The organism is Cohnella sp. OV330, assembly GCF_900112065.1.
GTDB lineage: Bacteria > Bacillota > Bacilli > Paenibacillales > Paenibacillaceae > Cohnella.
This window is the reverse complement of record NZ_FOKE01000002.1, coordinates 612,118-625,244: the sequence shown is the minus strand read 5'-3', so window position 1 is coordinate 625,244 and position 13,127 is coordinate 612,118. Positions and strand designations below refer to the sequence as shown.

Sequence of the window (13,127 nt, the reverse complement as noted above, 5' to 3'; positions counted from 1 at the left end):
CTTGATTTTCGGGAGCCGTCCTGATTTTTTATGCCCGGTGGGGCGGAGGTCGCATATGGCGGAGCGCTCGGGCGCAAAGGCCGATACGTTGGAAATGGGCGGAATGCCGCTCATGGAGCATATCGGAGAATTGCGCAAAAGGGTTATTTATATCATCATCGTGCTGGTCCTCGCGCTGGTCGGGGGCTTGTTCGGCGCGGAGCCGCTGTTCGATTATCTCATCGACGCCGCGCCGTCGGGGCAAATCGACCTTAGCGCCTTCTCGCCGTGGGACGCGATCAGCCTTTATATGAAGTTCGCTTTTATCATTTCGTTCGTCGTCGCGATACCGTTTACGCTTTACCAGCTGTGGGCGTTCGTGAAGCCCGCGCTCGGGAAAAAGGAACAGCGCGCGACGCTGCGTTACATACCCGGGGCGCTTTTTATGTTTTTGGCCGGGTTGGCTTTCGCCTATTACGTGATTTTCCCGATGGCGTACTCGTTCACGGAGAAGGTCACGAGAAACTTGGGGCTGAAGCAAGTATACGGGGCCAACCAATACTTCAGCTTCCTATTCAATATCCTGGTGCCGATGTCGCTCTTGTTCGAGCTGCCGATCGTCATTTTGTTTCTCACCCGAATCGGAATCTTAAGTCCGGCTTTGCTGCGCAAGCTGAGGAAACTGGCGTGGTTCGTCATGGCCGTCGTCGGCGTCGTCGTGACGCCCCCGGACGTTATCTCGGATTTGCTCGTAGCGGTGCCGCTCATTTTGCTCTACGAGATAAGCGTGCTGCTGTCGGCGAGCGCCTACCGCAAGCGATTGCGGCGCGCGGCCGAACGGGAAGCCGCATTTGACGAAGACGATTAGCGATCATAGAAGCGTTTGCCGTAGAGAGGGCTGACTCAGCCTTCGCGGCGGGCGCTTTTTTGTTTATTCCTGATATATCCGATCGAGCACGGCGGGGCTTCCTCCATGCGTTTGAACAATATCCCCTTGGATCAGGAAATGGCAACTGGAGGCATTAACCACGGAGAGAGCCTCCGACTGCGAGTATACGCCTGGAACGAATCTCTCGCCTTTGTACAGTGCCCTTTCCCGTCAGGCGTTCCTCGCAACGCATGCATCTTCGCAACACACGCATCTTCCGCAGCTCGTTTCTTCCCCGCCGCTCATCGGCTCCGCGAGTCCTAATGGGCTATGCCTAGGCGATTTGGCGGGCTTCCCTGACCGAAGGGGATACCGTTAAAACGGGAAAGGAACCGTCTTATAGGGCATGAGAACCGTTCGCTTAGGGCGATCGATTCAAATTTGCCGACAAAAAATTAAAATCCTTTCATGTATTCGACATATTCCGATATTATCCAGTGCGGACTTGTGCTAAAATGTGTCTGTGATTTGAAATGGAAGTGCTTACATAGAAAAGGGCAAGCGACATTCATTCGGAGGGGTAAAGCATGCGCAATTCGGGACTCAGCTTGCAAACGAAGTTTTTAATCGGTTATGTCGCGATGGTCGTTCTGTTGGTGCTGTCGTTTATTTTGCTGGCAGCGGCTTCGGTGTTCAAAGGGCATTCGGCGTTATTAGTTGAAGTAATCGTCATTTACGCGCTTATCCTGGTGGGCGGCGGCTTTGCGATGCTGACCGTCTCGCGCAAGCTCCTGCATTCGATCGGAGGCGTGACGGGCACGCTCAAGAACATCGCGGGTTCGGGCGGCGACCTCACCCAGCGGATTCCGGTTTACACGAAGGATGAGGTCGGCGACCTGGCTACGGCTGCCAACGCTATGCTGGACGGCCTTCAGAAGATGATGAAGGAGCTTCGGGAAAACACGGCCGAGCTCGCGGCGTCCGCCATCCAGCTGAAAACGGGCGCGGACGAAAACGCGAGAGTAAGCAGCGAAGTGTCCAGAGCGGTCGAACGGGTAGCCGCAGGCTCGGAGACGCAAGTGTCGCAGTCGCAGCAAATCTCGGCCGTCATGACCGAGACCATCGGCGGGCTGACGCAGGTCGCGTCGACGACGACCGGCGTGTCGGATGCGGCGCAGCTCACGAGAGACCGGGCAGAAGGCGGTTCAACCCTGCTTCAGTCGGCCTCGCGCGACGTCGTGCAGGTGGAGTCGGCGTTCCGCTCGCTGCAGGAGACGGTTCGCGGCCTCAATCACAAATCCGAGAAAGTCATCGAAGTCATCGGATACATTTCGGAGATCTCGAGCCAGACGAACCTGCTCGCCTTGAACGCGGCGATCGAGGCCGCTCGCGCGGGCGAGCACGGACGCGGCTTCGCCGTCGTCGCCGGCGAGATTCGCAAGCTGGCCGACCAGACGCAGCAGTCCGCCGTGCAGATCGCGACGACGCTCGAAGCGATGTCCGGCGACATCACCAAGGTGGCCGCGATGTTCGAGCAGAGCGCGGAGCAGGTGTTCGGCGCCGTGTCCGGCATGCAGCACGCGGAATCCGCGTTCAGAGAGATCGTCGGCGAGGTCGGCAAGCTGAGCGCCAATATCGGCGACGTCGCCGCAGCGGTCGAACAAATGTCGGCGGGCAGCCAGTCGGTGCAGCAGTCGATTACCGACATTACCCGCATCACTGAGGAAAACGCATCCTTCACCGAGCAAGTCACCGCGATGAGCCAGCAGCAGCAGTCCTCGACGGAAGAGATGGCCCGCACGGCGGACAGGCTTAGCACGATGGCAGCCCGTTTGAAGACGTTGGTCGGGAACTTCAGAACGTAAGATGAAGTTAAATGCCGCGACCTAGGCGTATAGTCCGGGGCGTTTTGCGGAAACGATAAAAGGATGTCGAATGAGCGCGGGTCCGCACTTGATGCGGATCCGCCTTTATATTTTTAACGCAAAGGGACTTGAAATGGTTATCCAAAATCAGTATTATAGGTAGTGGTTATTAGCACTTAACTTGATTGAGTGCTAAACTTCGCAAACTTCTCCGTAACGGAGTACAAAAGGAGGCTATTTTCATGATCAAACCTTTGGGTGATCGCGTGCTTGTCGAAGCAAGCGCCAAGGAAGAAAAGACGCTGAGCGGTATCGTTCTGCCGGACACGGCCAAGGAAAAGCCGCAAGAGGGCACCATTATCGCGGTAGGCGCCGGCGCAGTCGGCAAAGACGGCGCGCGCATCGCGCTGGAAGTCAGCGTAGGCGATCGCGTTCTGTTCTCCAAATATGCGGGAACCGAGATCAAGTACGAAGGCAAAGAGTATTTGATTATGAAAGAAAGCGACATTCACGCGATCGTCGGCTAAGCCGGCGGATAACCGCTGACATAAGCAACCGCAAGCAGTACCTAACCTATTATGCGAACCAATTTCGAGGAGGGTTATTGAAGAATGGCTAAGGAAATCAAGTTTAGCGAAGACGCGCGCCGCGCAATGCTCCGCGGTGTGGACGCACTGGCCAATGCCGTTAAAGTAACGCTCGGACCGAAGGGCCGCAACGTCGTGCTCGAGAAGAAGTTCGGCTCCCCGCTGATCACGAACGACGGCGTGACGATCGCCAAGGAGATCGAGCTCGAAGACGCGTTCGAAAACGCGGGCGCTCAGCTCGTCAAGGAAGTCGCAACCAAGACGAACGACGTGGCCGGCGACGGCACGACGACCGCTACGGTTCTGGCGCAAGCCATCATCCGCGAAGGCCTGAAGAACGTGACCGCCGGTGCCAATCCGATGGTCGTCCGCAAAGGCATCGACAAGGCCGTACGCGCCGCAGTCGAGCAGCTGAAGGCGATCTCCAAGCAAGTCGAAGGCAGCAACGACATCGCGCAAGTCGCTTCGATCTCCGCGGCTGACGAAGAAGTCGGCAAGCTGATCGCCGAAGCGATGGAGAAGGTCGGCAAAGACGGCGTCATCACCGTCGAAGAATCCAAGGGCTTCCTGACCGAGCTGGACGTCGTCGAAGGCATGCAGTTCGACCGCGGCTATGTCTCCCCTTACATGATCACCGACACGGACAAGATGGAAGCCGTGCTCGACAACCCGTACATCCTCATCACGGACAAGAAGATCTCCAACATCCAAGAGATCCTGCCTGTCCTGGAGAAGGTCGTACAATCCGGCAAGCAGCTGCTGATCATCGCCGAGGACGTCGAAGGCGAAGCGCAAGCGACGCTGATCGTCAACCGTCTGCGCGGCACGTTCACTTGCGTAGCCGTCAAGGCGCCTGGCTTCGGCGACCGCCGCAAGGCGATGCTGCAAGACATCGCGGCTCTGACCGGCGGTCAAGTGATCACCGAAGAGCTAGGCCTTGAGCTGAAGTCCACGAACGTGAACCAACTGGGCTCCGCCCGTCAAATTCGCGTCAACAAGGAAAACACGATCATCGTCGACGGTGCCGGCGACTCGAACGACATTAAGGCGCGCGTCAACCAAATCCGTGCCCAAATCGAAGAGACGACCTCCGACTTCGACCGTGAAAAGCTTCAAGAGCGTCTGGCGAAGCTGGCCGGCGGCGTAGCCGTCATCAAGGTCGGCGCTGCTACCGAGACCGAGCTGAAGGAGCGCAAGCTCCGCATCGAGGACGCGCTGAACGCGACTCGCGCAGCCGTCGAAGAAGGCATCGTATCCGGCGGCGGCACGGCGCTGGTTAACGTATACAACGCGGTTGCGGCCGTTAACGCCGAAGGCGACGAGAAGACGGGCGTCAACATCATCTTGCGCTCGCTCGAAGAGCCGATCCGCACGATCGCTGCTAACGCCGGCCAAGAGGGCTCCGTTATCGTCGAGCGTCTGAAGAAGGAAGAAGTCGGCGTCGGCTACAATGCCGCTACCGGCGAATGGGTCAACATGTTCGAAGCCGGCATCATCGATCCGGTGAAGGTGACACGCTCCGCGCTGCAAAACGCGGCGTCCGTCGCCGGCCTGTTCCTGACGACCGAAGCGGTCATCACCGACAAGCCCGAGAAGGACAAAGGGCCTGCCGGCATGCCTGGCGGCATGGGCGATATGGGCGGCATGGGCGGATTCTAATCCACGCCCCCTCGAATACAGCAATACTGGCCGGACTCCAATCGGAGTCCGGCTTTTTGCGTTGCGGGATATCGGCAGCAGGGGTAATAAAACGGTTATGGGCACCTATTTCGCCCAAAAAACTATTTGGAGAGGGGCGTGGTCCGGATGGAATGGGAATGGCTGCTCCGAATCGCGTCCGCGGGGTTATGCGGAGCGATCATCGGCTACGAGCGCAAGAGCAGAATGAAGGAAGCGGGCATTAAGACGCACTTTATCGTCGGCACTGATCGACGATGACGGCGCGATCCAACAATTGCTCGGCCGGCTGAAGGAGCTCGAGGTGCCTCTGATCGGCATTCAGACCAACCGTGACGGCAGAGGCGAGGTCGCCGTCGACCTGTCCGTCAAGCTGCCTGCTTCCTGCGACAAGGAACGATTGCTGACCGCGCTCCACGGACTCGGGCACGTACGCCATATCGAATGGCAATAAAGCCATAAAAGAACGCAAAATACGCAAGATATGCAGGGGGACAGTTTTTCCAGTCTATGGTACAATGAATACGCTTCAATACGGACGGAGCCGGGAATGCCATCCCGCTATACCAATCGTCAAAGGGGAAGATCGTTGTGCCTGCACTTGACATGCCTTTAGAGCAGTTAAAAGAGTACCGGGGACGCAACCCGCGCCCGGCCGATTTCGACGAGTACTGGGAGCGCGCGCTAGCCGAGCTGAAGGCGACCGATCCGCAGGTCGAGCTCGTTCCGAGCGAATTCCAGACGCCGCAGGCAGAGTGCTTCGACTTGTACTTCACGGGCGTCAGAGGCGCACGCATCCATGCGAAGTACGTTCGTCCCAAAAACGTGCAGGAGCCGCATCCGGCCCTCGTGCAGTTCCACGGCTATTCGGGCAGCGCAGGCGATTGGAACGACAAGCTCGCATACGCCGCGCTCGGCTATTCCGTGCTGTCGATGGACGCCCGCGGTCAAGGCGGCCAATCCGAGGATGTCGGCGGCGTGAAGGGCAATACGCTGAACGGCCATATTATCCGCGGTCTGGACGATCATCAGGACAACCTGCTGTTCCGCCATATTTTCCTTGACACGGCGCAGCTCGCCGGCATCGCGCTAGGCCTGCCCGAGGTCGACCCTGCCCGGGTCTATGCGGCCGGCGGCTCGCAGGGCGGCGCGCTTACGATCGCTTGCGCGGCGCTTGAACCGCGTATATCCAAGCTTGCACCGGTCTTCCCTTTTCTCTGCGACTACAAGCGGGTCTGGGAGATGGATCTGGCGAAGGACGCCTATCAGGAGCTGCGCGACTACTTCCGCCGCTTCGACCCTACGCACGAGCGGGAGGAAGAGGTATTCACCAAGCTCGGCTATATCGATCTTCAATACCTGGCCGACCGCATTCAAGGCGAAGTACTCATGTTCGTCGGGCTGATGGACTCGGTCTGTCCGCCATCGACGCAGTTCGCCGCCTACAACAAGATCACGGCTAAGAAGGATCTCGTCATTTATCCGGACTTCGGTCACGAAGGCCTGCCGGGCTCTTCGGACAAGACGATGCAGTTCTTTATGCGGGACTAATCCGATCGATCGTGGTATACTTATTAGCGTACGGACTCCCCCAGCGCGGGGGGGTCTGCTTTTGTTATTTCACCCGAGGAAGTGAATGGCTTTGAACGTTTCATGGAAGAGGAACCTGTACGTACTCTGGACCGGCGTGTTTTTTTGCAGCATGGCTTACTCGGCCGCCATACCGTTCATCCCTTTGTTCCTGAAAAACGACCTTGGCGTGGAGCATCACGTCAACCAATGGTCGGGGTTCGCGTTCGGCGTTACTTTTCTCGCAAGCGCGTTGATCGCCCCGTATTGGGGGTCGCTGGCCGACAAATACGGGCGCAGACCGATGCTGATCCGCTCGGGTTACTGTCTCGCGGCGCTGTACCTGGTCACCTTTTTCGTGAAAGACCCGTACGTGTTTCTGTTGGTCCGGGTGTGCCAAGGCTTGCTAGCAGGCTACGTGCCGGCTTCGATCACGCTCGTCGCGACGAACACGCCGGAGGAAAAAACGGGATACGCGCTCGGCGTCATGGCGACGGCAAGCGCAAGCGGCGGCATCATCGGGCCGCTCGTCGGAGGCGTCGTGAGCCATCTGACGAGCAACCGGGAGGCTTTTTTATTTTCGGCGGCGGTCGTGTTCATCTCGGCGCTGATCGCGAGCTTTTTCGTCAAAGAGGAGAAGTTCAACCGCTCGGCGAAGCGGTCGAGCATTCGCGAGGATCTGTCGCAGGCGGTGCACAACCGCACGTTCATCACGCTGCTCCTGCTCGTCGGCCTCAGCACCTTCTCCGTCATGATCCTCGAACCGCTTCTCACGATCTACATGACGCAGCTCGGCGGGGAGCAGTCGGACGCGTCGCTGCAGGCTGGCATCGTCTTCTCGGCCGTCGGCATAGCGACGCTCATCGCGGCGCCGCAGTGGGGCAAGATCGGCCAGCGAATCGGCTTCATCAAGGTATTGGTCATCGGTCTCGCGGGTGGGGGCATCGGCAATCTGCTCCAATACTTCGTCGGGCATTATACGGAATTCGGCGCGCTTCGCTTCGTGTACGGCCTGTTCTTCGCGGGCGTCTATCCCGCGCTTAACGCCATGATCGTACGGGTGACGGCGCCGGAGTTCCGGGGGCGCGCATTCAGCCTCAGCCAGTCGTCCACGCAGTTTGCTACGATGCTCGGACCGGTGCTCGGCGGCTTGCTCTCCGGCTGGATCCCGATCCGTTGGGTTTTCGTGCTGAACGGCATCATGCTGCTGTGCTCCGCCGTCCTGCTTTTCCGCAAGCGGCACTTGGACCGCCCTGAATCCCGCCCAGCCGGGGAGGGCGCTGCATGACCGTTTTTCTTCATATTCTCGTGAACAACGTGCTTCCGATTTCGATATTGATCGCGCTCGGGATCGTGCTTCAACGCAGCTTTAAACTGGACATTCGGACGCTTTCGAAGCTGAACTTTTATTTATTTTCTCCGGCGATCATGTTCAAGCTGCTGTACAATACGGCGATCTCGCTTTCCCTATTCGGGACGGTTATGGCGTTTTTCGCCCTTTTTATGCTGCTCCAGTACGCGCTCGTCTCGGCGGTCGTCCGTCTTCGCGGATACGATCCGTCGATGCGCAGCGCGATGCGGTGCAGCGTGCTGTTCTACAATAGCGCGAATTACGGGATCCCGCTTAATCAGCTGGCCTTCCACAACAATCCGTATACGCTGTCCGTACAGGTGTTGATCATGATGATGCAGTCCCTCATTCCGAATACATACGGCGTCTACAGCGTCAATGCGCACAAGTCGGATTGGCGTCAGATTCGCCGCGTGATTTTGTCGATGCCGGTCATCTACGTCATTCCCGTGGCGCTGCTCATGCGCTACCTCTCGGTGCCGCTGCCCGACTCCGTCGTGACCTCCGTCGACTATTTGTCTAATGCCTTCATCGGCACGGCGTTGATCACGCTCGGCGTCCAGCTTGGCAGCATGGCTTGGCGCATCAGCCGCAGGCTGCTGTCGGACATCGGCTTGTCTCTGGCGCTGAGATTGGCCGCCGGTCCGCTGCTCGCTTGGGGCGCTTGCGAAGCGATCGGCGCGCACGGCTTGCTCGCAAGCGCACTGATCGTCTCGTCGTCGGTGCCGACCTCGCTCAGCAGCGTGCTGCTCGCCGTCGAATTCGACAATGAGCCTGAGTTCGCCTCGCAGACGGTGTTCGCTTCGACCGCGGTCAGCACGGTGACGGTGGCTGCGGTTATCGCGATGCTGGGCGTTTAACGCACGCTGCAACTTTTGCCAAGCGGGTAGCGTCAGGACGTTATCAAGCCGGACAGGGGGCGAGGGCAAGGTGAGGAAGCTGATTGTCATGGGAGCGTTGGCCGTTCTGCTGCCGTTGCAGGGCTGCGGGGAGGGAGCGCTCTCGAAGGAGCTGTCTTCGCGCGAATCGTCGAGCTCGCCGCCTGTCTCGGCGGCAGCTTCATCGGGCTTGCCTGTGGCCTCGCCGGACCCCTTCAAGACGGTGGACGTCGTCCCGCGCCTTGAAGTGACGGCAGGCGGGGAGACCGTGGCTGCCCGGATGAGCAGCTATTGCTGGACCGAACGGGAAAAAGGCGTCGGACAATGCGCGGACGCGGCCACGGGTCCGACCATTGAGAACGTGAAAAGCAAGCCGCGCGTGCGCGCCGGAGACTTCGTCACGCTGGCCTGGTCGGTAGAACCGCCGGATGAAATGCACGTGACCGTATCCTTTCCCTACGAGGAACGTCCGGCCGAAGCGATTGAGACCGCAGGTTCGACGATTCAAATCCCTGCCGGCGAGGGCGACCGCTTGTTCGTGATTACCGCGACCTGGCCGGGCGGTACGGTGCCTTATTACTTTGGCGTAAGCGCCAGCGGGGACGAAGAGGCGGATGCCCTGCGCAAGCTCGCGTGGGACGCGATACCTAAAGGAGACAGAGCGTCGGTCGTGGACGACTGGCGGGAAGCCGCCGTGTCTGTCCGCGATGTCGGCGAAGCGGGCTTGTCTGCCGTTGACGGAGACGGCAAGCTGATTCGGATTCCGGGAAACGGAGCCGATCGGTTTATATCCGTCACGTTCCGGACGACCCAAGATGGTATGCTTGGCCCGATGGTCGCCGTGTTCGACCGGACCACGCGGGAGCTGATCGGGTGGCTGCTTCGATATTGAAGCGACATTCGATTCATGGGTATGAATGTAGGAGCCGGCCGATATCGGCCGGCTTTTTTAGTGATTTAATTGTGTTGTAAGTGTAAGGGGAAAATACACAGTTGACAGCTGCCCGATATTACTCTATATTTAGGATATGTTACTTAACTAAATAAAGCATGTTCCAAAATGTTAGTTAATTATAAGGAGGAAAATAAAATGGCAAAATCCGCATGGGGTATTGACGCTTCGCACAGCTCGATCGATTTCTCGATCCGCCACTTGATGATCTCGAAGGTAAAAGGCACGTTCCACACGTTCGAAGCGAACGTTAACGCGGATACGGACGATCTGACGACGGCCGATATCGAGCTGTCCATCGACCTGTCCAGCATCGACACGCGCAACGCAGACCGCGACGCGCACTTGCGCAACGCCGATTTCTTCGACGTCGAGAACCACCCGAAGCTGATCTTCAAGGCGACCAACATCGTCAAGACCGGCAATGGCGAATATGACGTGACCGGCGACGTTACGCTTCACGGCGTCACGAAGCAAGAGACGTTCGAAGTCACGTACGAAGGCGCTTCGAAGGATCCTTGGGGCAACCAACGCGCGGGTTTCAGCGCGAAGGGCAAGATCAAGCGCAGCGACTACGGCCTGACTTACAACGCGGCGCTGGAAACGGGCGGCGTCATGCTGGGCGACGACGTTGCGATCTCGCTCGAACTGGAAGCCGTTAAGGCGTAAGCAAGCAATTATCCCTAACGCGAGGCGGCGGAGCATAGGCTCCGCCGCTTTTTTTTGTTGCCGAATAACGCGGTTGGCAAGTATATTAGCGCTAAAAGCGCCGGGATGCGATCGGCGCGAACGCGAGGAGATTCGACATGCTCGAGATGTTCAGCTTCGACGCCGCGGTGCCGCTTCATCTGTTCGAATACGGATTGAAGAAGGAGCGTACCGAGCAGCATTGGCATTCTTTTTACGAGATCGGTTACTGCCTCGAGGGACGCGGCGCGTTTTTCATCGGGGAGGAGACGGTGACCGTCGAGCCGGGCACGCTGATGCTTTTTCCGCCCTACGAGCCGCACATCGCCATGGCGGAGGCAGAAGGATGCCGGTTCGCGTTCGTTTATTTCAGCGAGTCTTTATTTTCCTCCGAGGACCGGTATTTGCTGCGGCCGTTCGCGCGGGCGGCGACCTGGAGCGAGCCTGAATGGCGCTCGCATCGGACTTTGGCGTCCGAGCCCCCCGGACCGCTGCTCGCCGCCATGCTCGCCGAGTACGCAGCGAAGCCTTCCGCGTACGGCCCGCTCCTGCGGTCGTCGCTGCTGAGACTCGCCGTCTGGCTGTACCGGGCCGAAGAGGAGCGATACGGGCGCAGAAAATGGCGGGAGCGAAGCGACGCGCTGGAGCGACTGCGTCCCGCGCTGGAAGCGGTGGCCGAGCGGTTCAGAGAGCCCTTCGGCCTGCGCGAAGCGGCGGAGGCGCTCTCGCTTAGCGAATCGCGAACGCGTCATCTGTTCGTCGAGGGCGTGGGCAAACGATTCAAGGCGTACTTGACGTTCGTACGTATGCAGGAAGCGAAGCGTCTGCTGGCGACGAGCGACTTGTCGGTGACGGAGGTGTATCTGGCCTGCGGCTTTCAGAGCGCGGCGCCTTTTTATCGCTCGTTCCGGCAGCTGGTAGGCTTGCACCCCCAACAGTACCGGGAGAGGTACATGGACCGATGAATAGCCGTTTATAAGAACGGAAGCCGGCCAAAACGAGATGAATGCGTTCTCCGTTTCACGTTAAGGTGAGGATAGAAATCACCGATACCGAAGGGGTGCGTAAACGATGGCAGGATGGGAAAAATTGAGCGGGCTCGTGCGCAGGGAAATCATTCAACGGGGCGAGGAAGGCTGCGCCGTAGATGGATTCGAGAGCCGGCTGGCGCAGTGCGGGGAAGACGAAGAGAAGCTGATGTCGCTGTATGGGGAATTAAGCGCGCTCGCGCCGAAGCCGGATTTTCCTTTTAACGAGCCGTCGGATCTGGCAGCTATCCGCGCGCTTCGTCCCGGTGAGGGGCGGTCCCAAGCAGACAGCGGCCCGGAACCAAGCGAAGCGGCTTGGCGCGACAAGTTTCTCGGCGCCTGGCTGGGCAGGCTGAGCGGCTGCGCGCTCGGCAAGCCGCTCGAGTCGTGGCCGATGATGGGCGGCTCGAACGGCAATCCGGGCTGGCGCAACGTGCAGCTCTGGTTCGAAGGGGCCGACGCCTGGCCGATTCGCGGCTATACGCCGGAGCGGTCGCGGGCGGAATCCGAACACATCCACATTGTGGAATGGTGCTTGAAGAGCACGCGCGAGCAGATTCGTTTCATGCAGAGCGACGACGATGTCAGGTACACGGTGCTCGGTCTCCTCATGCTGGAGGAAAAGGGGCTGGACTGGGACGCTTGGGATATCGGCAAGCTCTGGCATAGCCGCTTGACTTACCAGCAGGTGTGCACGGCGGAGACGCAGGCTTATTTGAACTTCGGGCAGGTAACGTCTCATATAAACCGGGACAGGCCGGCGGATTGGGCGGCCAAGCAGGAGTGGGTGCGCACGCATCTGAACCCGTACCGCGAGTGGATCGGAGCGCAGATCCGGGCGGACGGCTTCGCGTACGGCGCGGCGGGCAACCCGGAATTGGCGGCGGAGCTGGCCTGGCGGGACGCTTCTTTTTCTCACGTGAAAAACGGCATCTACGGGGAAATGTTCGCGGCCGCGATGATCGCGGCAGCCTTCACGGAGACCGACCCGGAGCGGATCGTCGAAGCGGGACTGCGCGAGATCCCGAGCACCTCGCGGCTTGCCCGCGACATCGCGCAGGCTGTCGACATCGCGAAGGACGCGAAGGATCAGATCGAACTGGTTGACCGCATCTGGGAGGCGTTCAAACACTACGACCCGGTCCATACGAACAACAACGCGGCCCTGGTGGCGGCGGCGCTGATCCATTCGCAAGGCGACTTTGAAAAGGGGATCACGACCGCGGTGCTCGGCGGCTGGGACACGGACTGCAACGGCGCGACGGTCGGCTCGATTCTGGGAGCCAGCCTCGGCGCAACGGCTTTGCCCGCATCGTGGATCGAACCGCTGAACGATACGTTTTACGCCGACCTGACGGGATTCGATCCGATCTCGATCTCGGCATGCGCGGAGCGGAGCTACCAGGTCTTTCTGCGCATTCGCGAACAAGCCGCGACGCCCGCCGGAAGATAAGGCGAACGCCGATCTATTTTGCGCCTTCCCGACATAAGCATGAAGAGAGTTCGTCCTGAATTCGGCATGCTTAGGGAAGGGATGTGAAGTCCCGGATGCGCAGAAAATGGGGGCGCTGGCCGCCGGCCGGCAGAAGCTGGAGCTTGAGATTGCCCGCAGCGAGAGGCTGGAAAAGCGCGAGAAGCGCGTCCTTTCGGCCGAGGACGTCGCAAGCCTATGGCGGCAGAAGCAGA

General features: G+C 59.3%; 12 protein-coding genes and 1 pseudogene. All 13 read left to right on the top strand.

The window, feature by feature from the left end:
- Window positions 1-55 precede the first annotated feature (55 nt).
- The 13 genes and pseudogenes from tatC (at window position 56) to BM235_RS06480 (ending at window position 12,894) form a co-directional block, all read left to right on the top strand.
- Window positions 56-847: a twin-arginine translocase subunit TatC gene (gene tatC / locus BM235_RS06535; RefSeq protein ID WP_255374098.1), complete on the top strand. Its 792-nt coding sequence runs from the start codon at window positions 56-58 to the stop codon at window positions 845-847.
- A 587-nt stretch (window positions 848-1,434) separates the two neighbouring features.
- Entirely contained in the window at window positions 1,435-2,712 is a 1,278-nt protein-coding gene (locus BM235_RS06530) for a methyl-accepting chemotaxis protein (protein WP_090110745.1), read from the top strand.
- A 242-nt stretch (window positions 2,713-2,954) separates the two neighbouring features.
- Window positions 2,955-3,239 (top strand): co-chaperone GroES, encoded by a 285-nt coding sequence (gene groES, locus BM235_RS06525; protein ID WP_090110743.1) that lies wholly within the window; start codon window positions 2,955-2,957, stop codon window positions 3,237-3,239.
- Between the two features lie 84 nt (window positions 3,240-3,323).
- Window positions 3,324-4,958 (top strand): chaperonin GroEL, encoded by a 1,635-nt coding sequence (gene groL / locus BM235_RS06520; RefSeq protein ID WP_090110741.1) that lies wholly within the window; start codon window positions 3,324-3,326, stop codon window positions 4,956-4,958.
- 147 nt (window positions 4,959-5,105) lie between these two features.
- Window positions 5,106-5,222: pseudogene (locus BM235_RS06515) on the top strand (MgtC/SapB family protein); the annotation flags it as partial.
- A 31-nt stretch (window positions 5,223-5,253) separates the two neighbouring features.
- Window positions 5,254-5,430, top strand: a complete 177-nt coding sequence (locus tag BM235_RS31970; protein WP_158543890.1) for a hypothetical protein — start codon at window positions 5,254-5,256, stop codon at window positions 5,428-5,430.
- A 137-nt stretch (window positions 5,431-5,567) separates the two neighbouring features.
- A complete protein-coding gene (locus tag BM235_RS06510) occupies window positions 5,568-6,527 on the top strand; it encodes an alpha/beta fold hydrolase (protein WP_090110739.1) in 960 nt (319 codons plus the stop codon).
- Window positions 6,528-6,618: 91 nt separating this feature from the next.
- Window positions 6,619-7,833: an MFS transporter gene (locus BM235_RS06505; RefSeq protein ID WP_090111084.1), complete on the top strand. Its 1,215-nt coding sequence runs from the start codon at window positions 6,619-6,621 to the stop codon at window positions 7,831-7,833.
- Complete coding sequence (locus BM235_RS06500) at window positions 7,830-8,756, top strand: AEC family transporter (RefSeq protein ID WP_090110738.1); 927 nt, start codon at window positions 7,830-7,832, stop codon at window positions 8,754-8,756. The genes BM235_RS06505 and BM235_RS06500 overlap by 4 nt, the downstream gene beginning before the upstream one ends.
- A gap of 70 nt (window positions 8,757-8,826) precedes the next feature.
- Complete coding sequence (locus BM235_RS06495; RefSeq protein ID WP_143106636.1) at window positions 8,827-9,666, top strand: hypothetical protein; 840 nt, start codon at window positions 8,827-8,829, stop codon at window positions 9,664-9,666.
- Window positions 9,667-9,864: 198 nt separating this feature from the next.
- The gene (locus BM235_RS06490; protein ID WP_090110734.1) at window positions 9,865-10,395 is read left to right on the top strand and encodes a YceI family protein; all 531 of its coding nucleotides are present in this window, start codon (window positions 9,865-9,867) and stop codon (window positions 10,393-10,395) included.
- Between the two features lie 137 nt (window positions 10,396-10,532).
- Window positions 10,533-11,378, top strand: a complete 846-nt coding sequence (locus tag BM235_RS06485) for an AraC family transcriptional regulator (RefSeq protein WP_090110732.1) — start codon at window positions 10,533-10,535, stop codon at window positions 11,376-11,378.
- A gap of 106 nt (window positions 11,379-11,484) precedes the next feature.
- Complete coding sequence (locus BM235_RS06480; RefSeq protein ID WP_090110729.1) at window positions 11,485-12,894, top strand: ADP-ribosylglycohydrolase family protein; 1,410 nt, start codon at window positions 11,485-11,487, stop codon at window positions 12,892-12,894.
- Window positions 12,895-13,127: the final 233 nt, after the last annotated feature.